Source organism: Pseudodesulfovibrio sp. zrk46 (assembly GCF_012516435.1).
In the GTDB taxonomy this organism is placed as follows: domain Bacteria; phylum Desulfobacterota; class Desulfovibrionia; order Desulfovibrionales; family Desulfovibrionaceae; genus Pseudodesulfovibrio.
Window position 1 is genome coordinate 2784863 of sequence record NZ_CP051216.1, and the last position, 23073, is coordinate 2807935.

Consider the following 23073-nt stretch of genomic DNA (forward strand, 5'->3'; position numbering starts at 1 on the left):
CTAACCTGGTACGAGTACTTCTAATTTTTCAGGCACACCGACTTGTTTAGCAAATAAGTGTATCCGATCAATTTTGTCTTTATCTAGCTCCAAGCTTTTTCTGAGCAGCATGGCGCCTTGATCAGAAATGATGTCTTGATGAAGAATCATCCCTGGGTTCAGATCAGCCAGTGCAACCATCTTAGTTTCATATCTGGCCTCATTGCCGAGCATTCCCTCGAGATAATATATTAACTCCGGGTCATATACTTCAATATTCTTTTCCAAACTCATGAAGGCTTTTTGGGGGGATTTATTCTTTTGGAGTGCCACATCATAATCCAAGGCAATTTTCAAAATACGCCCGCCAAGAGGAATGCTATCTCCCTTCTTGTTGTCTCGAGGTGTGCCAGAACCATCATATCCCTTGAGCTGATATGCGATCATTTCTGCAATCGACTCAAGCCGCGGCAGCTTCTGGATCATGCTTTGGGCAATGACAGGGTGCATTTCAAACATTTGCAGTTGTTCTGGTGTTATTTCCTTTCCGTTGAAGATGTCATCCAACGTGCCCGGCGGCAGGATCAGAGTGCCAAATTGAGAAAGCATCGTTGCGATGTCATAACGCCATAAATCTTTGACCCCTTTTTTCTCGGCGAGATATCTTACATAGCGGCGTACTCTGTTGACCTGTTCTCCAGCAACCGGGTTCACCAGTGACGTTATTTCGCCAAGGAGTTCTATACTGCCTTTGAGAGTTTTCTCCATTAAGACTTTTTTTGCCGTAACCAAATCAAATTGACGAACGCCTTCTACTACATGTTTGCGAAGATCCTCTTTCTCACATGGCTTGGTTAAAAAACGGAAAACATTCCCGTCATTCACAGCGTGGATGGCATTATTCAGATCGGCGTATCCTGTGAGCATAAGCCGGGTGGTGTCGGGTGAAAGTTCCTTGACCTCTTTAAGGAATTCAATGCCATTCATTTTGGGCATTCTGAAGTCAGATACTACCGCTGCAAATGGGTGTTTTTTGTCTATATTTGCCAGCGCATTTAAAGGGTCTGTGTCTATTTCGACTTCGAATAAATCCCTTAGCTGTCTCCTTAGCGCAGACAGCACATTGGGTTCATCGTCCACTAAGAGGATTCGCTGTTTCATTTAACACCTCTGCCAATGGACTGCATGAAAATATCAATGTTTTCAGCCGGGATGCACTCCCAATAGTCCCATTTCTTTTTAAGGTAAGCGATCCACTTGGTCCGTTTCGCTTTGTCGACAAGGCCTTCCAGTTCCTCGTTAATTTTAGTCTTCCTATACTTTTCGTTTATAATGACGCAGTTATGATCGAAAACATCTGCAACGTGCGCTATTACTGAAACTTGATCATCTGGATTGACCTTATGATGATGGTGCCCGATGCCGTAGACCAGTCTGCCGGATAGTCCCCAAAGGCCCATTAGGTATGCGCCTACTTCGGCATGTGATGTGCCAAATGTCTCCTTCTCTGCTTCGAAGATGAGCTTGTTGGTTCCATTAATATCGTTCAGCATTTGCTTGTACTGTTCCGGGAAACTACTGATAAGGACAAGCTTTCCAACGTCATGTAGCAGCCCGGTCATACGACACTGTGCGATAGTGTCTCTGTCAAGTCCTTCGCACTCTGCAATCAACTGAGCGATAGTGGACACTCTGAAACAATGTTCCCAAAGAAGGGTGATGCTTAGTTCGGGAAGCTTCTTCTCGTCATATAGGGAGAACATATGGGTGGAGAGAACCAGCGCTTTAATAGTGTCCAGTCCAAGCATGGTTATAGCTTTATGAACGGAGTCTACGTTTGAAGGAAGTCCGAAATAGGGAGAGTTCACAAGCTTGAGGACTTTGGCAACAAAGCCAACATCACGTGAGATATGTTCCGCTATTTTATCAATAGATGGTTCTTTTTGAGCCAATTCACTTTCTATGTCATGGAAAACTTGTGGAATTACGGGCAATGCATCAAGTTTGGTAACAAGCTCTAGAAGGTTTTGGTCCGTAAGAACAGATCGGGAGTGCAGTGCCCCCTCGATCTTTTCGATGAGTTCGTCGGATTCACATGGTTTGGAGATGTATTGATGCACAGCCTTGATGCTACGGATAACTTCGTTAAGGTCCACCTGTCCCGAAAGCGCAATACGAATAGTGGTAGGCGATAGTGACTTAACCCGGCTGAGGAGATCTGCTCCGTCCATCCCGGGCATGCGTATGTCTGAAACCACAACATCAAATTCAGCATGTTCCATCGCCTCAAGAGCCTTTTGGCCGGATTCAACAAAGGTCATGTCCCATTCATTATGCTTTGACCTGAGCATACGCTTCAGCGCAGAAAGAACATTAGGTTCATCGTCTACAAACATGATTTGAGTTTTGTCGCTCATTAGTCCCTCTCATCAGGATTTATCGGCAACACTATCGTGAAGCGAGTGCCGACATTGAGATCACTTGTGACTTCTATGGTACCATTATGTTTTGTAATAATCGAATAACAAATGCTTAAACCTTGACCGCTACCTTGCCCGACATCCTTTGTGGTGAAAAAGGGATCAAAGATTCTTTCTTGAATCTCTTTTGGGATGCCGATTCCATTGTCTTCTATGGATATGGTGACATTGTCTCCATCTTCCGAGGTAGATATGGAGATTGTCCCTTTCTCTGTTGTGTCTTTAAAGCGATCTTTAACTGCATGAACTGCATTTATGATTAAATTAAGAAACGCTTGGCTAATATCGTGAGAATTACAGCGTACTTGAGGTAAGCCTTCCATTAGATCAAGGTTTAAATCTGCAGTGTATTTCCATTCGTTTTTTGAAACGATAGAAAGATTTTGAAGGATTGCATTCAAGTTGTTCCATTCAAACAGATCCAGTCCCGGATGAGACAATTTTTTTAAGGCTTGAACTGTCGTCGTAATGCTCTCAACCCCTTCAAGGGATTGTTCGAGGGCTTGAGGAACTTCCTCATTGTAAAAATCGATATCCTCAAAGGATAAGGAGGGGTGGGCCTCTGGATTAGCCTTTTGTGCCCAGCATGCAATACAAGTTTCAAAGGCCTTTTGAATGAATCTCAGATTGTCAGTGATGTATTGAGCTGGAGTGTTGATTTCGTGTGCTATTCCTGCAGCCAGACTGCCAATGCTTTCGAGTTTGAGAGCGTGTGCAAGCTGTCTTTCGATGTTCTTTCGTTCGGAAATATCGAAGATGACTGCGACGAAATGGGGTTTGTCATTAATCTCCAATTCGAGCACTGTCTTAGAGATTGGTACCGAGGTTTCATCTTTGCGCTTCAACTCAAATTCTGCGTTCAATAGCTTTTTCCCAATGGCTGGGCATCCTTTCTTTGGAAATTGATCACCATACCTGCAAATGTATTCATAGCAGGGCTTGCCGGTAAGCTCCGAAGGCGAAACCCTTAGAATTTTGCCAGCAACGTTGCTGGCTCTTGTTATGATGAAACGTTCCATGTCTATGAATAGCACTCCTGCTTCAATACCATCGAGTATGCTTTCTAGTACTTTCTGGTTCTTGATGAGTTGTAGTTCATCATAATGTTTTGTTTGAATATTCCTAATTAAATAGAAGAGAATCATGGCCAGCAGAATTAGTGAAGCAGATCCTCCAAGGATCCACCAGCGTATAGCCAATACAGGTTTCAACAATCTATTGTAATCCAGAGACAATACGATATGCCACTTAATGGGAATATTCGTATTAGCCAAATGAGTTTGAACAACGATAATTTCGTTATTGCCATTTATCTTGTCTTGAAAAACTCCATTGATGTTCTTGTTGGAAAATTTATTTTTTAAAAAAGTGTTTATAGAAAAAGGCTTGTATAAGGACGTGGAGTAGAGTGTCTCCCAATGATCAGTGAGAAGTTCCAGTTTATTGATGTGATACTCATCTAGAGTGTGACCAATTTTTCGAATAAGCGAAGAGGAATGGCAGATAGCAGTCAGGACAACCGGATCGCTACTTGGGTTATCAATTCGCATTGAAATGCGAAGCATCGAGCGACCACGAGAGTCTTTAAAAAAATCCATAGATCTACCTGTCTCAAGTGTAGTTGACCACCAATCTTCCTTACAGCAATCCTGTTTTTCTGATTCTGTGGAGGCGAGTATCTTTCCATCCTTATTGGCGAGAAAAACCTCTTCATAAAATCTCTGGCCGAAATTGTTTTCAAAGAAGTCAATAAATCTGGAGGAAAGCATGGGGTTATCTACCTGCTGCCACCATGCCCCAGTGTGTATTTGTGCGTCTGACTGTAAGGTGGCTATGAATAAGCCCAAGTCTTCTTGATAAAAGGAAATATTGCTTTGTATCATCCCTTGGATATGCTTCCCCCAGAATTCTCCATCTTCGAATAGTTGATCTTGGAAAGCATTGTAGGTCCGATGGTACACCACCCCTGTCACACTAAGCAGCAGTATGGCGAATCCAGTCAGTAAGATGATTACTTTGGTATTGATGCGCATATTACCGCCTGAAGAATTCGAGTTTGCCGTTTTTCATTTGAGCCGGGCGTAAAGGGAAATGGAAATGATGAGAATTGGGTTGGCTTTCGACATCACCGAATAACCCTGGATAAACAAATCCCCTCTCCATAAATTCAACTATATCCTGTGGCTTCGTTCCTTTTGCTTTGAAGATGTCATACAGAAGCATGATGCTGTCGTAGCCTATTGTAGAATACACATCCACGGGACTGTCGTACTGTTGAACAAAATCAACGCGTAATTGTTTCATTTGTCGAGATGTTACATTGTAAATTAATGGGGCCGGGATATAAATCCCATCTAGTTCTTTTTCAGAGAAGAATTTAGGACTGGCAACGCTGACTGGGCCGATAATTTTGATTGATGGGTATACTTTTTTGATCGTTTTCACGATGGGTAGGATGTCACTCGGGAAGCAGGTGAAGCTTATGGCATCGATGTCGCCTAAGGTGGCAAGATTTGTTTCCAAATCTTTTCCTACTGATGAGTATACCGTTTTCTGCACTTCGATGCCGGTAGAGGTCATTTTGCTCATGAGCTCATCCGAGACCGAGTTGCCATAAGTATTATCAATGTTCACAAGCCCAAGCCGCTTAATTTTGAGCTTTTTAACAAGGGGAAGGAGAGCTTTCGCTTGATCGGAAGCTTTAGTCCAGTAGCGAAAAGTGTATGGTCCGTCTTCGGTTATATCCTCGGCTGTGGCCATTATTGCCAATTGTGGAACCTTTGTTTCCAATGCAATTTTTTTGAGGGCCAAGGTAATATGGCTATAGTTGTTAATTATCACTACAGCACCCAGTTCTGCCAACTCTTTGAATTGTTGAATTGCAATTGTAGAATCAGCCTTGCAGTTGCGGTGCATCAATTTGAGAGGGTGTCCTTCGACTCCTCCCTGCGCATTAATGGCATTAATAGCGAACTGCATCCCATTTAACACTACCTGTCCATTAGGGTCTGCTTTGCCATGAGTGTTGGTCATGACGAAAATGGCACCAATCATAATTGGTTCCCTATTTTCAGAGCACCCGGTGAGTAGTGTCAAAAGACATATAATATATAGAATTATTTTTTTGAATCTTATAGTTGATATCACGGCACCCCTCTCCTATTTACTGTGAGCTGTTAATGTCGCATATCGATGAGAATGATGAGATTATTATTCTGAGAAGTTTCAGGCTATAGTTGTTCTCTGCATGCCGGTAGCTTTACTTTGAAAGAGGTGCCTCTGCCGACATGAGAGGAGAAGTCAATGCTGCCTTTGTGCTTCCTGACAAGGGAGTGGGCGATGTGCAGGCCTTGTCCTGTTCCTTGCCCGACCTCTTTGGTTGTAAAGAAAGGATCAAATACCCTGTGCCTGTTCTCCAGCGAAATTCCACAGCCATCATCGGAGACGGTAATAACGATAAAGTTGCCATCACGAGTTACATGAATTTCTATGGAGCCAAGCTCTTTACGTTCTCTTTCCTTGATGGCTTGTACTGAGTTCATGATCAGGTTGAGTACTATTTGGCCGATTTCACCGGGAATTCCTTCAATACATAGCCTGTCGTCTTGATAACCTGTTGTTACCTCAGCAATATACTTCCATTCGTTGCGGGTTATCTCGACTATATTGTCTACGACCTCGTCGATTCTAACTTGAACCAAATCCTTTGTATTGGGATGAGCAAAACGCTTTAAGGCTTTCACAATGTTGGCAACCCGCTCGACGCCCTCTTGTGATTCTCGGATGGCAGCGGTCATATCTTTCATATGAGATTGCGGTATATCTATGGAATCTTTCAACTCCTCTAACACCGTGTGGAGGTATTTCAGATTGTTACCAATGAAGTGGATTGGAGTATTGATCTCATGAGCTATCCCAGAGGCAAGAACTCCGATTCCCTCAAGCTTCTGTGATTGTGCCAACTGCTGCTCAACCCTTTTTTTGTCAGTTGTATCTTCAATAACGACAATTCCGCCTCTGAATTTCCCACTCACGTCACACATTCTCGCCAGCCGAACGAGTTTGTGAATGTAGTGTTCTCCTTCTTTCAGAACTGTCTCGAATTGTTCGGATTGCAGTTCATTTTCAAAAAAACTTCGCAGAACATCATCAAGCCATGGGAAGAAAGACGATAGAGGTTGTAATTTGATACGATCAAGAATCTCCCCAATACCGTAATAAACCCCGCCCTCCTTAATTTTTTCTCCAATGAGCGTTGCGGCGGATGGATTCAGGTTGTCGATGTTGCCTTCGTTGTTGATAAGAAATACTGGCACATCAAGACTTTCAAACAATGTGAGATACTTGTTTTTTTCATTAGTCATCTCTCGATTGTTTTTTTGTAGTTCCAGTATGGCGTTGTCTGCTTCCAGTCCCGCCCATTCAGAACAGAAGGCTATCTCAATAAGATCAAAAACCCGTTCTACGAATTTTTCGTAGTGGTCCATTTTCTCACTAGAAATGTTCATCGTTCGAATAAGATCTATGAAAGAGTATCGATAGTATTTGTACAACCCGAGGAACATTTGGAGGCTGATACCGCGCTTTCGATGTAGTTGTGCTTCCTTAATGCCAAAGGCCGCGAATTCGATTTTGGAGAATCGGTCGTTGGGGCCGAACTCAAGAAGCTCTTCCCCCTGCTTGTCAATCACCTGTACTATTGCGTCGGACATTCCAACTATTGAAACTCGCCATGCCTCAACGAGCGTTGAAGTATACTTAGTATATTCCTGCTGCGTTGCGTAACTCAGTACTCTTTCCATGAGCCACTGCTCGTTGGACTTGATAAAATCGGCAAGCATATGAATCCTTTTGCATAAGGCAGAATATCCAAAAGTATCTATTCAGATTTACTATAAACATATCACAGCAGAGTGGCTGAGCAAAGGAAGAGTGATAAATTATAAAGGGTAATGCCCCTTAAGGGGGGAGAGAAAGACTATGAGAAAAGGGTAGGTAGTTCCCCTAAGTCATCTTCAATAATGAGAGGGACGCTTTTGGCAAAAAAATCAAGAATGATTAGTGCATTGATAGAAGCATCATCTGCGGTCATTTTACGAAGACGACTGGCTACATGACTGTTGACAATTTCTAATTCGCCGTAAGCAGCTTTTAGCTCATCTAGATCGGGAATGGTACAGCCGGTGTCCCTACTTTGGATGAATTTTCCAAGCATGAAAGTCGATACAGCTCGGTAGAGCGTCTCCTCTTCCGATGCGAAAGGAAGATGAAATCGAGCCATAGGCTTCAGAAAAGACGTATGTGGACAGCCACTTGTGGCGATCAACAGTCCGAGAAGAGAGCCTAGCCCTCGCTGGACTGTGGTTCGAAGGCCAAACATACGTTCCCGGGTGGATACTTTAACGGTGGCCTCTTCGTACGATTTAATCTTCAGAAAAGGATCAATTGTTGGGTGGATTGCTTCCGCAAGGGGGCAATATCGTATTTCATCGTGAGAGTACGGGCAGTGCCTACACTGATGTGTTTTTAATAGTACCCATTGTGGGAGTAACGTTTCCGGCTTTTTTTTAGCTAGGCCGGTGTGCTCATCAATATTGACTTTGAAGCTGATCGTTTTGTCGGACAATTCGAAACGGTAGAGAAAGCGCATTAGGCCTCCTGCCTCAAGTAGCAAGACAATATCAGTTTTGTACGATGCCGTTTAGGCTGATGTTGAATGTCGTCCCGTCATTTGCCTTGGAAGAACAGGTGATTGTTCCGTTATATTTTTTCGCGATGTTGAAGGCGATATATAGACCTTGGCCTGTGCCTTCCCCGACATCTTTTGTCGTGAAAAAAGGGTCGAAAATTCGATCGAGATTATTATCAGCAATGCCACAACCATTATCTGTAATGGTTATAATTAGTGTTTCATTTTCAATAAAAGCTGTGACGATGATCTTGCCTGCAACCTTTTCTCCGAATCGGCCTTTTATCGCATGGGCTGCGTTTACGATAATGATAGTTAGTAATTGTATTATGTCGCTAGGATTGCATACGATTTCAATGTGATCATCGACATTGAGAGTCATTTGAGAAGAATATTTCCATTCATTCTCAGATATTGTAAGCGCTTTCTCGATCACATCCTTCAGGTTGTATGAATGAACTTGGCTCTCACTACCATGAGCTACTAGCTTGAGAGCGTTAATAATCTTAGACACCCTGTCGACACCCTCTATTGACTCGTTTGCGGCAGCTTTGCACTCTTCAAGAGCAGTGTTCATCTCCATGCATTCTGCCGTAGAGAGGGAGCTTATTTGCGGCTCTTTCAATGATTTATGGCTGTACAGACTTTCAACAATCCCAACAATAAATTTGAGGTTACCTCTGATGTAATGCAGTGGAGTATTCATTTCGTGGGCAATGCCAGATGCAATTTCACCAATAGACTCGAGCTTGTCCGATAATGATCGCTTCTTGGCTAAATTCTTGCGTGTGGTAATGTCTTGGAAAAAACCGAGTAGGCGGTCCGCTTGATCATCAACCCCTGGCAGCATGACGGCAGCCATGTGCTCCCACATGACATCCCCTTCGACGATTTGTTTGCGGTATTCCAACTCAATCTTCTTACAATGACGGTTGAAACAACTGTCCAATGCCGCCTCGGCCCTCAATACGTCATCGGTATGTATCGTTGCCAACCACGCTTTTTTGAAGTTGCACTCGTTTTGAGGCAACCCGGAGTATGAGGTTGTAGTATACTCAATGCAGTCAGTTGAAAGATTCCAATCCCAAAGTGTCAGGCCGTTTTTCTCGGCTGCAAGAATTAAACTCGCTTCCGATTCCATAAGTTTGGTTTCGGCGATCTTTCTCTGTCTGATTTCCTTTTTGAGTGACCTAATCCAGCATGTAGCCAAAATACCGATGATTATAAGCGTGACAAGAATCGCTAGTCCCCAAGTAATCAGGTTCTGGAAATCTATTGGTTGAGGGACCTTGATGCTGATCCATTTGGTTCTGATTGCAGCATGCTCTTGGGGCGTGATCGATTTCAAAGTCTTATCGATAATACCAAGCATGAGAGGCCAATCCGACCTGACTGCCATCGAGAGAGTGTTGTCCTTCCATGGTGTGGGGGCGGCAACTTTCAGATTGCTTAACCCTTGGCGGTTTATTTCATAAATTGCAACAGCCAAGTTCACGATACAGGCATCTGCATTTCCGACGGAGACTGCTTTGAGAATATCAGGGATTGTCTCCCGGAATACATAATTGAACTGCTTCACTTTGTATTGATTGACGAGTCGACTGTAAGTTGCGAGGTGCTTCACGATCGCAATACGATATGAGGCGAGATCTCCAATGCCGGAGATGAAAGGGGCTTTTTCCCTTGTAATTATTACGATCGGGTAGCTCAGGTAAGGGTCGGAAAATGCCAAATATTTTTGTCGTTCAACCGTTTCGGCAATACAGGGAAAAATGTCTATCTTCTTTTCTCTTCCTCGCTGCAAAGCCTCTTTGAAAGGGATGTTGAGGATCGGTTCTATTGTAATGCCTAAACGGTTCTCAAGGACTTGGATGTAGTCGGACACCATGCCTTTGAAAACGGTTTCATTTTTTGCTTTCTGGGCAAACATAATCGGCGGAAAGGCTGTGCCGACCCCGGCTAACATTGTTGGGTGAGCATCAAGAAAAGAGATTTCTTCCGGCGTCAGATTTTGTTCACGCCAGGAAGCAGCTAACACACTACTACTGGCAAACAGTAGTGTTGTTAGGATGAGAAGAAAGAGAAGGCGATTTGGAACGATCATGCGAACCCCGTATAATACAGTTCTCCATCTGTTCCCTTATACTCTGATATTTCGAAAAAAATCCAGATTAATTACTACAAGCCTAGAATTGTATTCATGGGATTAGTTTAAATGAAGCAATGTCGTATTGTACTGCCTAAGATCGCATCTCTTGATAATTGATTATAAAAGTAATAATTCAGATGGTAATTCTAACACTGAGCCAGCTTCTTTGAAGCTTTTTTGTTGGCCGGTTCCAGTTCCATTACATGTTCAAAGAACTTTTTAGCAGACGTTTTATCCCCATATTCCAGATAGATTGATCCTAAATTATAAGACACTCCAGGACTTCTCTTGTAAAAATTTCTGTTCAGTTCAAAGGCCTTGTTCAAGTAATATTTGACATCAGCCTTATTACCTCCCTCATGGTATGCCAGTGCTATGTTGTAGTGAAGAGCAGCATCTTTGGGTGCGATTGAGAGAGCTTTTTTATACACGGCAAGGGCCTCCTCCCACTCCCCTCTGTTTCTGTGCATCATACCAAGTCTGTTGAAAATAGGTAGGTCGTTGATAGAAAAGGACTTTTTTACTTCTATGGTTTTGGCAAGATATTTTTCTGCCAGATCCGGCAACTGTTCTCCCGCTGCTTTTGCAATTCTTTCGGTCATGTCCCCCAACAGAGTAGAGAATTCTTTTGAAGCTTGCTTAAATGCCATATCAAACATCTTGCTTGCCTCTTCTTTTTCTCCTTTGCGAAGCAGTATCTCGGCCATTTCCAGTTTTCGGTCAGGGTTGAATGGGCTTATCGATTCCAGCCTTCTCAAAAGCCGAAGCGCTTTGTCGTCAAGAGTATGTTTATAGAATGCTGTCAGTCTTTTAAGGGGTTCGGTGTATAGCGGGTTTAATCGGGAAGCGTATTCATAGGCCTCAACAGCCTTGGGATAATCCCCATCAGCAAGCAGGGCGTCGCCTTTCAGGCAATAGGCGTTGCAGCTCTCCGGATTTAGGAGAAGATATTTTTCGATTGCCAAAAGCGCGTCCTGTGGATTGGCCTCAGCTATTAGTTGTCTGACATATAATTCAAGATGTTGTTCTTTGGTTTTCTCTACACATATTGAGAGCTTCCGAAACACAGATTCTGCGGATATGGGCGGGCTAATTATGGCATTCGTACCTATTTCATATAAATATGAAATTATCTCTTTGGTAAAATTAGTACCCTTAATGAATAAACAAGCATTGGGAGAAGTTCGTTTGATTTTGAGTACAAGGTTAGTTGTCTTTTCTCCTTGCAGAGTTCTCTCCATAAAGACGATACAAGGTAAGCCTTTTTTGCTCATCTCTTCGATGGTCTGAAGGCCTGTCTTTGCGCATTGTTCCAAAAGAACGACTTCGTCTAAATCAATCCCGAACGGGCTAAGCGCATGTCGCACAGTGCGAAACAAAGACATGTCTTCTACTATGCAAAGCACTTTACCGTTTTGGTTCGTGAAAAAGTCCTTGATATGCTCGCTTTCTGACATTTGTCCCCCTTAACTCTCTTGATAGCACTCCAAGTTTTTTAGATCAAAAGATAAAGAGAAATTGTGATTGTAAAATTACAATTGGTATCGGTTTACTGATAGGTGGCGGCGCAAATTGCGGCTCCTATTGTCGTTAGTCAAAGATGGTTATTGCCTAAGTAGGCCCCTCAAAAAACATCTTTTTGGAGTGCGTCGATCTGGAAGGATTGTCGTTGTCGGCATTTACTAAGTATGGATAACTTCGTCTGAGATAGGCAAGTTGTGTTGTAAATGCCTCTTTGAAGCACCCATTAGGAATCATGCCAACTCAGCGAAGGTATCTGTGCAACGCTTTGCATAGACCTTTGGGAGTTTCGAGAAGGCATCAGTTAGTTGAATGACATGATCATCGCCGGCTTGAAGGTGGTTAGCTGTGGGCGCGCTTTGTGTCCTTTTTGTGTTCCAAACCACAGCGACAGCATGCGGTTACTGTTGATACTAGGTACTTCATGCACACTATGCACAATAAGCATAAATTGGAATAATTGGGCGAAAGTTCATAGTTTTTAAATGGTTAATGGTTTAGTCCTTTTGTGCGACCACTTGAATGGCATTCAAGAGGTCGTGGGTTCAATTCCCTCCAGCTCCACCAGGAATTTCAAGAGGTTATCCATTTTGGGGATAACCTCTTTTTTGTTTCGAGGTGGTGCCTGCTCCCTTTTAACCTTTTAGGCTGTTTAATTGCCAATGATTCTAGATCAATAGTTGCAATAGACAGCTTGAATGTTCATCAAGCGACCCTTTTGGGGGGGGCGGCGGCTGGAGGATGGAATATGAGATTTGAAGTTAGGACCCCTTTGGGTTTTTGTAGGTGGCTAGTGCTGCCAAAGAAAATCTTACTACGTGTTCGGCTAGCTCTTCTACGCATTCTGCAAATGGTTTTTGCTCAGGCACAGTTCCGCTAATAATGGACCAGCCAAGAGCTCCGTATAGAATTTGAGCGGTTATGCTATATTCACAATTGTTGATTATGCTGTCCGGTGTATCTGGTCCGAGGTACTCCTTTAATAGGGAGCACATATAATCCCGGCTCGGTTTGAGATGTCGCGAAATAACGTCATTAAAAAAAGGCGATGAATTGCGTGCCTCATTTACGAAGATTCGGAACAGATCGCTATCAAGATCATTTTCTATGGAATAATAAGCTTTGCAATAAAACCGGATCATGGAGGCCAGTCGCTCTTCAATGGGAAGTGAGTCGAATGTGTCCATGTCAATCTCGTCCTTGAATTTTTCTGCTTCAAGGAACATGAATTCCATCACCGCTTTGTAGAGATCTTGTTTGCTGCCAAAATAGTAGACAACGGCATTGAGATTTTTTGCCCCAGCCATGTCTACTATTTGGCGTATCGTCGCTGCCTGATAGCCGTGTTCGGCAAATACTTTGACCGCAGCCAGCAGAATATTGTTTTTTGTGTCAGTGCCCATGATTGAAAATGTCAGTTTCCTTCAGTCGGATCAATCCGCCTCAAGGTGATATCCTTCATACTCATTTTCGCATGGGTTTCCAACCGCTACGTACATTGCAGCTTCTTCGGGTATGATCACCACTGAGGCAAGTGTGGCAGATGGCGGTAGCTTGGAATCTGGGTCAACGTGAGCGCAAATCCCCTTCGGGTGGTTATTGTGATCAGACAGAAACGTCATGACGTGCTTGGGTGTGATCTTGCCATGGTTCTGAGCAACGAGTTGTTTCAGGCGTGTATATCTGAGTGGTGAATCCGGCACGAATTTGAGGAAGCCATCCACTGCTGCAAATCGTTCTGAAAGGTTGTGGTTGGCGTGTATCAAAACGTCAGAGTCAGGGTGTAGCAGTTCGTGGCTGTGAAGTCCGAGTTCGACTCCAATCATGTCTCCATCACCATTTGCCAGTAGATAACTGGGCATGGTCGAGTTTGCGTTGATAAAGACGTCTAAGGCGTGCTCCAGGCGTTTCTGACGGGATGCCTTGTTTAGGATAAAGCTGATCGGGACAAGGGGCAGTTCGGGCTTTGTGTTGGGAGTGACGGTAAGGGTGGACATAATGGAGAATGGGGATGAATCCGCGTAGGCTGACAGCGTGTATTCCCATATTCCGCTCATAGATAGGGCCAGTTGCTTTACTCCATTGGGCCAAGTTATTCTGAGAAGGGCCATGGGCAGGGTTGGATGCCAATCTATGTTCTGCCCAATAATCATCTGTCCATTCTGAGTAGCTGTGCCACTTACAGCCAAAGAGGTGCACATTCCTTGGGGGGGAGGACCAGAGCACAGGAGTTCAAGAACTGATCGAATGGCAAAAGTGGTATCAAAATTCACTCCTGCGCCTTCGGAAAATCCCCGAAGCACCTCAATGAAGTCGGGATCATATTGTTGCGCGGCAGGAAAAAACTTTTGTCCGAGTTCTATTACTGTCTCGGTGTTGATCCCATAAAATGCGGCAATCAGGCCCAGTTCGGTGGAAATTATCCGGTCCATATCCTGTTTGAACACTTCGCCCCATCCCTTGCCAATATCGTAGTAGCTGCCTTGGAGTTCTACAGTCTGAAGCATTTTTCCCCCTCCCGCATGGGTTGGTCCTTGCGTCTTTAGAATTAATATTAGCGAAGTCGGTCACAGCCAAGTCAAATGCGCATTGCAAAATCATGTTTTATGCACTCAGTTAATACGAGTGTATTAATACAAGCGTATTAATGAAGTGTCAAGGGGGGCGTTGTTATTACTTTGGGCAGGTCGGAGACTTTTTTGCAGCCTCAAATCATTGTTTTCCACCCAAAATGGTATTATTGCTTGAAAAATAATAATGATTTCAAATGAAAAAAAAATCCGCACCTTGAATCGCATTCAAGAGGTCGTGGGTTCAATTCCCTCCAGCTCCACCATAGAAAATTAAGGACTTCAGATATCTATCTGAAGTCCTTTTCTTTTGTCTGGAGCCGAACTGTGGTTTCGTTTCCTTAATATGTCCTCTTTGAATAGTGTTTATGCGGTGCATGGATAGTCTCTCATGTGCTGAGGCGAGTGCAGTGGCATTTTGAGTTTTGGCTCAAGGGATTTAAGGAGACCGGAATACAAATGATTTGAGAAGGGGGGCAATGGGGTACGAAAAAATAGGGCCTTGTTATTCGATTTTTAAGGGTTAAGCAGATCTTGCTCATGGTTTGACACTGGGTGTGATCTTGATTGGTTAATTTTGATTTACCATCCTGTAACAAATGAATTTTTTGGCAGATATTTTTTGCTGTCAGTTTTATTGTGCCTATGCGAATGCAATGTGATTTCTTTATAATTATCCAATATTATTCAACTTAACTTGTTGTGTGTCAAACCTCAATCAAGTTATGATGTTGTTGTCTTCGAGTCGGTTCTCTCCATAGGGATGCATTGTGTCTTTTTAGACATAATGAAATCAAAATGGAAAAATCAATGACCGAATACGCTACCTCTCTCAAGCCGGGAACATCTTTCTCCTTCTCTCAATTCGTGGAATTGGCCACGTGGTTTCACAATTACCCGGCTCCCGGCCTGCTTCTTGGCGGGCATATGGTCGAGGAGGCCAAGCGCCGGATGCCTGAAGGTGTGTTGTTCGATGCCATATCCGAGACATCATGGTGCCTTCCCGATGCGGTGCAGTTGTTGACCCCGTGTACGCTCGGCAACGGTTGGCTGCGTGTCAGGAATACAGGGGTGTATGCACTTTCCCTGTTCGACAAACAGACCGGCGAAGGCATTCGCGTCAGGCTTGATCCGAGCAAGTTGGCAGCGTTTCCCCATACCCATTGCTGGTTGATGAAGACTAAACCGAAAAAGGAACAGGATTCCAAAGCGCTTCGTCGTGAGATTGAAGAGCATGGTCCTGAGATGTTATCTGTTTCGGCCATCATGGTGAAGCCTGAGGTCGCCAGGAAGCGGAGCAAGGGCGAGATTGTGATATGTTTGCTGTGCGGTGATGCATATCCTTCCTTACATGGCGCCATCTGTCGTAATTGCAGCGGAGACTCCCCCTATATGGAGGGCGTAGAGTCCGCTATCGCGGTGGACATAAAGCAGACCATCCCATCCACTCCGGTAGAAGAAAGCATCGGCAAAGCCGTGGCCCACGATATGACGAGGATTGTCCCAGGCGAGTCCAAAGGGGTGGAATTCTCCCGTGGGCATGTTGTTACGGCGGGTGATGTGTGCCGTTTGCAGCAGATGGGCCGCTTCAATCTGTATGTCGATCAGAAAGTCCCTAACGGCTATATCCATGAGGATGAGGCAGCAAAAACGTTTGCTGGAAGGATGTGTGGTCACGGGGTTGCCATCGAGGGTGATCCCAGGGAAGGAAAGATAAATTTCATTGCCGAAACCGACGGCATTCTGCTTCTTGATGACGCCAAACAGCGGGCATTCAATACCTTGCCCGATGTGGTCGTTGCTTCCCGACATGAGTTCAGCCTGGTCCGCGCCGGGCGTCGTATCGCTGCTACGCGGGCCATTCCCTTATATCTTGAGAGGAATATCTTTGGTCGTGCTCTGGCCATCCTCAACGGAACCCCGCTTTTCTCCATCGCACCGCTCAGAAAAGTAAATGTTGGTCTCTTGATCACTGGTAACGAGGTGTTCAAGGGATTGATCGAAGATCGCTTTGCCGATGTTCTGAATGCAAAGGTAGCCCATTTTGGCAGCCACATCTCCAAGACCCTGATCCGGCCGGACGATGCCGCTGAAATTGCTTCCGCTGCAAAGGAACTCGAGCAAGCAGGTTGTGAACTGATCATCACCACGGCCGGCCTTTCCGTCGATCCCGATGATGTTACGCGTCAGGGATTGGTCGAGGCCGGGATGAAAGATGTGCTCTACGGCATGCCTGTCCTGCCGGGAGCCATGACCCTAGTCGGTCAAATCGGAAAAAGCCGGGTGCTGGGCGTTCCCGCGTGCGCCTTGTTCCACAAGACCACCAGCCTGGATATCTTGCTGCCACGGCTGTTGGCCGACCTGCGTATCACGCGGAGTGATGTTGCCAAGCTCGGCAATGGCGGTCTGTGTATGGAGTGTACGTCCTGTACATTCCCCAAATGTCCCTTCGGGAGGTAGAGCATGACGAAAGCTACTACGAAATCCAGCGAGAAATCGAAGAGCGATCCGACTATGCGGATGCATTTGTGGTTCGAGAATACAAATGGCGTGGTTTTTGGTCTTGGCCGTTTGCAGTTGCTGCGAAAGGTCGAGCAACTCGGGTCACTCAAGGCTGCGGCACAAGACCTCGGAATGTCGTATCGCGGAGCATGGGGCAAGATCAAAACTACCGAAGGGTTGATTGGTGAAAAGCTCATCGAACGAGCCGGTTGCAGGAGGGCGGGATACCGTCTGACGTCCTTCGGGAGCGACATAGCCAAGAGCTTCGATGACTGGTTTCAGGAAGTTGAGTTGTTTGCCCTTGCCAAGAGCAAGGAATATCTACCTTTTTCACTTGAAAAGTACAAGTGAAGCGTGTCGTCGCGTTCTTTAATGTGTTAAATATAACATATTGAGATAATTGAATTTTATGCTAATGTGGTAGTGCTTGAACATTGGGTTCGAGAAACAACACTGCCGGGCGACGATCAGCGCGGCATAGATCAAGGAGGCCATAGGTATGAAACTCGACCGCCGGAGCTTTATGAAGCTTGCAGGTACAGGCGCGGCGTGTCTCACCCTTGGGCAGCTCGGAGTCAGCCTGACTCCGGTCAAGGCCTACGCGGCATCGATCAAGATTGCCGGCGCGAAAGAGGTGGTGACGGTATGTCCGTTCTGTTCCGTAAGCTGTCATATCATCGGGTATGTCAGGGACGGAAAGCTCGTGGGCACCGAAGGTGACCCGGACTATCCCATCAACGAAGGTTCGCTGTGTGCGAAGGGTGCGGCCATGCTCAGCATGACCAACAGCCATCATCGGCTGGAAAAACCCATGTATCGCGCACCGTACAGCGACAAATGGGAAGAAAAGAGCTGGGACTGGGTGCTGGACCGCATTGCGCGACGCATCAAGGACACCCGTGACAAGGACATCATTCTCAAGAACAAGAAGGGCGACACGGTCAACCGACTGGAATCAATGTTTCTGCTGGGCACCTCCCATGCGGGCAATGAGGAATGCGCCATCGCACACCAAGCTATGAGGAGTCTCGGTGTGGTCCACATGGACCACCAAGCACGCATTTGACACAGCGCAACAGTTGCGGCTCTGGGAGAGTCGTTCGGACGCGGTGCGATGACCAACCACTGGATCGACATCAAGAATGCCGATTCCATCCTCATAATGGGCAGTAATGCTGCCGAACATCATCCGATATCTTTCAAGTGGGTGTTGCAGGCCAAGGACAAGGGAGCCACTGTTATGCATGTGGATCCAAAGTTCTCCCGTACATCTGCCAGATCGGATTTCCATGTCCCCTTGCGGTCCGGAACGGATATCGCCTTCCTGGGTGGCATGATCAAGTACATTCTCGAAAACGAACAGTTCTTCAAGGAATACGTTGTCGAGTACACCAACGCCGCTTTGATCGTGGGTAAAGACTACGGTTTCAAAGACGGCCTGTTCACCGGGTATGACGAAAAGACCCGCACCTACGACAAGTCGAAGTGGGGCTTCGAGATGGACGCCAACGGCGTGCCCAAGAGAGACAAGTCTCTCAAGCATCCCCGTTGTGTATTCCAGCTCATGAAGAAACACTACTCACGCTACGGCCTGAACACCGTTTCCACGGTTACCGGCGTGACGGAAGAGAACCTGCTTAAAGTGTACAGGGCCTTCGCGGCCACCGGCAAGAAGGACAAGGCCGGTACCATCATGTACGCTCTGGGTTGGACTCAGCATACCGTCGGCGTGCAGAATATTCGTTCCGCAGGCATCATCCAGCTTCTGCTCGGCAACATCGGCGTTGCAGGCGGCGGCATCAACGCCCTGCGCGGCGAACCCAACGTCCAGGGATCCACTGACCACACCCTGTTGTATCACATCATTCCCGGTTACATGGCCATGCCGCATAACGGTTGGCAGACCTATGACGAGTACATCAAGGGTAACACTCCGGTGAGCAATGATCCCATGTCCGCCAACTGGTGGCAGCATAAACCCAAGTACTTCACCAGCCTGCTCAAGGCCTGGTATGGCGACAAGGCCACGAAGGAAAACGGCTTCTGCTACGAGTTGCTGCCGAAGATCGAGAAGGGCGAGGACTACTCCTACATGTTCCTGTTCGATCGCATGTATCGCGGCGAGATCCGGGGCGGCATCATCATCGGCCTCAACCCGATGAACAGCGTCCCGAACTCTAACAAGATACGTAAAGCACTGGACAATCTGGACTGGCTGGTGACTTCCGAACTTCATCATTCGGAAACCACCGATAACTGGCATCGACCCGGCGTCGATCCCAAGAAGATCAAGACAGAAGTCTTCCTGCTTCCCTCGGCACATCGCCTGGAGAAGGAAGGTTCCGTCACCAACTCCGGCCGCTGGCTCCTCTGGCACTACAAAGCCATTGAACCGGCATTCGAGGCCAAACCGTTTGGCGACATGTTCTGCGGCTTCATGACGCGTCTGCAGAAACTGTACGAAAAGGAAGGCGGTAAGCTTCCCGAGGCAGTCACCTGGCTCGATTATCCGGAAAAGTATGATCCTGAGGACTTGTGCGCCCGTATCAACGGCCGCTTTACCCGTGACACCGAAGTCAAGGGCAAGAAGTACAAGAAGGGTCAGCAGGTACCGTCTTTCACGGCACTCGCCGATGACGGTTCCACAATGAGTCTGAACTGGCTCTATGCCGGAAGTTACACAGAGGAAGATGGCAACAAGGCCAAGCGCCGCAGCACGCAGCAGACTCCGATGCAGGCCAATATCGGCCTCTTCCCGAAGTGGGCATGGTGCTGGCCGGTCAACCGCCGCATCCTCTACAACCGTGCCTCCGTCGATCTCAACGGCAAGCCGTACAATCCGGCCAAGGCCGTTATCGAATGGAAGAATGGCAAGTGGGTCGGCGATGTGCCTGATGGCGGATGGGCTCCCATGGCTACCGGCAAAGGAAGATACCCGTTCATCATGTCCAAGCATGGTTTCGGGCAGATCTTTGGGCCTGGTCGCCAGGACGGTCCCTTCTCCGAGCATTACGAGCCGGTGGAAACACCTGTGAAGAACAACATGTTCTCCAAGCAGCTCAACAGCCCGGTCTACAAGTTCGTGGACAGCGATATGGACAAATTGGCCAACCCGGCTGATCCCAGGTTCCCCATTGTCCTGACCACCTACAGTCTGACCGAACACTGGTGCGGTGGCGGTGAAACCCGCAACGTCCCCAACCTGCTCGAAGCCGAGCCTCAGCTCTATGTCGAGATGAGTCCGGAACTGGCGCAGGAGAAGGGCATCAAGAATGGCGATGGCGTTATCGTCGAATCCATTCGCGGTCGCGTTGAAGCCATTGCAATGGTCACTGTCCGCATGCGTCCCTTGAGGGTCCATGGCAGGATTGTCCATGAAATCGGTATGCCGTTCTGCTTCGGCTGGACTACGCCGGGAACAGGTGACGCCACAAACAGGCTTACGCCGTCTGTTGGTGATCCGAACACCACCATCCCGGAATACAAGGCTTGCTGCGTCAATATACGCAAGGCTGACAAACTGACCGAACTGGCAATCTAAAGGAGGACGCTATGCCCAAGACGATATTAGTCGATACGTCACGTTGCACCGCGTGCCGCGGTTGTCAGCTCGCATGCAAGGAATGGCATGAACTGCCAGCCAACAAGACAACGCAGTACCAGTGGGGAAGTCATCAGAATCCGCCGGATCTGAATCCCAATAACTATAAACTCGTCCGTTTCAGTGAGCATCTCGAAGATGGCGTTGTTCGGTGGAATTTCTTCCCCGACCAGTGTCGCCACTGCGAAATCGCTCCCTGCAAGGAGACCGGTGACCTCTACATCGAGGAAGCCATCATTCAGGACGAAAAGACCGGTGCCATCGTGTACACCGACATGACGAAGAAGTTCTCGAAAGAAGAGTTCCTGGAGATCAAGGACTCCTGTCCTTACGACATCCCCAGACGCGACGAGAAAACTGGCGTCCTGGCCAAGTGTACCATGTGCAACGATCGCATTCACAACGGCATGCCGCCTGCGTGCGTCAAGGTGTGTCCCACCGGCGCAATGCAGTTTGGCGAACGCGAGGAGATGCTCAAGCTGGCCGAGTCCCGTTTGGCTACCCTCAAGAAGAAGTGGCCTGATGCCATGCTCGCCGATCCCGATGCCGTGAATGTCATCTATCTGCTTATCGACAAGCCGGAAAACTATCATGAGTACTCCGTTGCCATGAACGAGACCGGTCCCGTGTCCAAAAAGCAGTTCTTCGCCATGCTGGCGAGACCCTTTAAGGCAATGAAGGTTTAACCTCTCAAAACCTCTTCAGGAGACCGGGGCGTCCTCGACGGACGTCCCGGTCCGATGAAGAGATGGAGCACCCAATGAAAGGCAACTCTGAACGGACGACTGTTGAAACCACGCTGGATGCCATCAGGGCGCGCATTCCTGCCTACGCCGAGCTCGCCGACCGTTTCGGCTCTCTGTTCTCGGAACAGGAGAGGTTGCATCAAGTCTTGGCAGATAAGATGGCGGACCTTCCCGCCATAGATCATGGAAGGATTGCGGCCGGTGTGCCCATCCTGGTTGATCAGGATTTTTCTCCTTGGACAGACGCCATGAAACAGTCGGTCAGCGTCTTGTTGCCCCTTTGTGCCGAAGTGCTCCAGTTGGATGAGGACACGCAGGATAAGCTGCGTTCCTATCTGGACGATCCCGAACATCTTTCGGAACTCGCCCAGGCTCGAATTGAAGGCAATTGGAAACACTTTGAGAACACCTCCGTACAGCTCGGCATCGATCAGTCAACGACGTTGCTGTATATTTCAGAGACCGTTTTCGCCCCTGTCTTGAGTGCTATGGTTCGCAGCCTGGGCGAGTCCCTTCCCTCGCTCGCCTGGGAACACGGCTATTGTCCCGTGTGTGGTTCCACCCCGTCCATTTCGCAGCTTTCCCCTAAGGAAGTGACCGATTTGGATCAGTTGGTGGGCGGCGGCGGAAAGAAATTTCTTCACTGTTCCCTGTGCGGGCATGATTGGCGTTACAAACGCAACGCTTGCGTCGCCTGTGGCAATGACGAAAATGAGAGTCGCGAAGTCTTTTTCGTTGATGAGAGAAAAGCTGAACGCGTCGAAGCCTGCCACAAGTGTGGCAAGTATATGCTGAACATCGATATGCGCGAGTATGATCCCAAACCGAACCTGGATGCAGTGCAGATTGGGCTCATCCATCTCGACATTTTCGCCCAGAATAAAGAACTGACGCCGATCTCCTCGACCCTGTGGAACAACCTCGAATAGGAGAATCGTTATGCCCATGCAGCATCTAAGGGCGTTGACTCCCCAAGCAGAGGTTGAACTACCGGATTCGTCAGGCGGGATTTCCCAACTCGCCTGTCCGGTGACGTTGCAACGTTATGCTGACGGCAAGATGGTCTTCAAGGAAGACAGCATTGCCGTGGAGTCCGACATCCGTGTGCTGGTGAGCGGATATCCTGAGGCAGTGCTGTGCCGTACGCCCGGTGACGATATGAATCTTGTTGCCGGGCATCTCTTCTCGAGGTCCATGATCAGCAGGCCCGAGGACATGGCGAACATTGCGTTCAGCTATCATGGACTCGCCAAGGTGGAGGTCAAATTGCAAGCGGCAAATTGCATCCGCCGAATCTTTCCGTCCCCCAAGCCGATCCATGTCGCGCCTGAAAAACTCATTGAATTCAAATCGGTATTTGAGCGGCGGCAGAACCTCTACAAGAATACCCGTTCGACACATGCGGCGGCGCTCTTCTCCTTGTCCGGGGAACTGTTGTCCTTCGGCGAAGATGTCGGGCGGCATAACGCCTTTGACAAGGCCATTGGTAGGGCACTTCTCGAAGGAACGTTGGATGACGTGGCCATAGCCATGCTTTCCTCGCGCCTCGCTCTGGAGCTTGCGGTCAAGGCGTCCACGGCAAACATCCCCATCCTGTGCGGCTTTTCCGCCGCCACGAGTTCCGGCATCAACTTCGCCGAACGAAACAACCTTACGCTGATCGGACGTCTCCGGTCGGATTCCTTCAATGTATACGCCAATGGATGGCGCATCAGGGCTTAGATTGCCCATACCTAGTACTCCTGACACTATCGCTGTATCCGTTCTTTCTTAGCAGGTTAGTTCGGTGCGAGCAGTGCTCAGCGTGAAATCGAAAAAGAGTAATCCTTTCAATTT

The 23073-nt window shown here is 47.2% G+C and carries 16 protein-coding genes; 6 read left to right on the forward strand and 10 right to left on the reverse strand.

The features are described 5' to 3' along the window. The 10 genes from HFN16_RS12550 to HFN16_RS12595 form a co-directional block, all read right to left on the reverse strand. Positions 1 to 1140: an HD domain-containing phosphohydrolase gene (locus HFN16_RS12550; protein ID WP_168891081.1), complete on the reverse strand. Its 1140-nt coding sequence runs from the start codon at positions 1138 to 1140 to the stop codon at positions 1 to 3. Then, on the reverse strand, positions 1137 to 2396 hold the full coding sequence (locus tag HFN16_RS12555) for a response regulator (RefSeq protein ID WP_168891082.1): 1260 nt from the start codon (positions 2394 to 2396) through the stop codon (positions 1137 to 1139). The genes HFN16_RS12550 and HFN16_RS12555 overlap by 4 nt, the downstream gene beginning before the upstream one ends. Next, on the reverse strand, positions 2396 to 4492 hold the full coding sequence (locus HFN16_RS12560) for an ATP-binding protein (RefSeq protein ID WP_168891083.1): 2097 nt from the start codon (positions 4490 to 4492) through the stop codon (positions 2396 to 2398). The genes HFN16_RS12555 and HFN16_RS12560 overlap by 1 nt, the downstream gene beginning before the upstream one ends. Before the next feature lies 1 nt (position 4493). Next, on the reverse strand, positions 4494 to 5513 hold the full coding sequence (locus tag HFN16_RS12565) for an ABC transporter substrate-binding protein (protein WP_168891084.1): 1020 nt from the start codon (positions 5511 to 5513) through the stop codon (positions 4494 to 4496). 176 nt (positions 5514 to 5689) lie between these two features. Further along, a complete protein-coding gene (locus tag HFN16_RS12570) occupies positions 5690 to 7300 on the reverse strand; it encodes an ATP-binding protein (protein ID WP_168891085.1) in 1611 nt (536 codons plus the stop codon). Between the two features lie 137 nt (positions 7301 to 7437). After that, on the reverse strand, positions 7438 to 8109 hold the full coding sequence (locus tag HFN16_RS12575; protein ID WP_168891086.1) for a hypothetical protein: 672 nt from the start codon (positions 8107 to 8109) through the stop codon (positions 7438 to 7440). A 31-nt stretch (positions 8110 to 8140) separates the two neighbouring features. Beyond that, positions 8141 to 10252, reverse strand: coding sequence for a transporter substrate-binding domain-containing protein (locus tag HFN16_RS12580; RefSeq protein WP_168891087.1), 2112 nt, complete (start codon positions 10250 to 10252; stop codon positions 8141 to 8143). A 191-nt stretch (positions 10253 to 10443) separates the two neighbouring features. Next, the gene (locus tag HFN16_RS12585) at positions 10444 to 11754 is read right to left on the reverse strand and encodes a tetratricopeptide repeat protein (RefSeq protein WP_168891088.1); all 1311 of its coding nucleotides are present in this window, start codon (positions 11752 to 11754) and stop codon (positions 10444 to 10446) included. A gap of 825 nt (positions 11755 to 12579) precedes the next feature. Beyond that, positions 12580 to 13221, reverse strand: a complete 642-nt coding sequence (locus HFN16_RS12590) for a TetR/AcrR family transcriptional regulator (RefSeq protein ID WP_168891089.1) — start codon at positions 13219 to 13221, stop codon at positions 12580 to 12582. A gap of 30 nt (positions 13222 to 13251) precedes the next feature. Next, positions 13252 to 14325: a C45 family peptidase gene (locus tag HFN16_RS12595; protein WP_168891090.1), complete on the reverse strand. Its 1074-nt coding sequence runs from the start codon at positions 14323 to 14325 to the stop codon at positions 13252 to 13254. A gap of 873 nt (positions 14326 to 15198) precedes the next feature. Here HFN16_RS12595 and HFN16_RS12600 point away from each other — a divergent pair. The 6 genes from HFN16_RS12600 (at position 15199) to HFN16_RS12625 (ending at position 22959) form a co-directional block, all read left to right on the forward strand. Further along, on the forward strand, positions 15199 to 16848 hold the full coding sequence (locus HFN16_RS12600) for an FmdE family protein (RefSeq protein WP_168891091.1): 1650 nt from the start codon (positions 15199 to 15201) through the stop codon (positions 16846 to 16848). A 3-nt stretch (positions 16849 to 16851) separates the two neighbouring features. After that, the gene (locus HFN16_RS12605) at positions 16852 to 17241 is read left to right on the forward strand and encodes a LysR family transcriptional regulator (RefSeq protein ID WP_168891092.1); all 390 of its coding nucleotides are present in this window, start codon (positions 16852 to 16854) and stop codon (positions 17239 to 17241) included. 148 nt (positions 17242 to 17389) lie between these two features. Beyond that, positions 17390 to 20431, forward strand: a complete 3042-nt coding sequence (fdnG, locus tag HFN16_RS12610) for a formate dehydrogenase-N subunit alpha (RefSeq protein WP_168891093.1) — start codon at positions 17390 to 17392, stop codon at positions 20429 to 20431. A gap of 11 nt (positions 20432 to 20442) precedes the next feature. After that, positions 20443 to 21177, forward strand: coding sequence for a 4Fe-4S dicluster domain-containing protein (locus tag HFN16_RS12615; protein ID WP_168891094.1), 735 nt, complete (start codon positions 20443 to 20445; stop codon positions 21175 to 21177). 74 nt (positions 21178 to 21251) lie between these two features. Next, positions 21252 to 22166 carry a formate dehydrogenase accessory protein FdhE gene (locus tag HFN16_RS12620; RefSeq protein ID WP_168891095.1) on the forward strand — a complete coding sequence of 305 codons (915 nt, stop codon included), beginning with the start codon at positions 21252 to 21254 and terminating at the stop codon, positions 22164 to 22166. A 10-nt stretch (positions 22167 to 22176) separates the two neighbouring features. Then, positions 22177 to 22959, forward strand: a complete 783-nt coding sequence (locus HFN16_RS12625) for a formate dehydrogenase accessory sulfurtransferase FdhD (protein WP_168891096.1) — start codon at positions 22177 to 22179, stop codon at positions 22957 to 22959. Positions 22960 to 23073 lie beyond the last annotated feature (114 nt).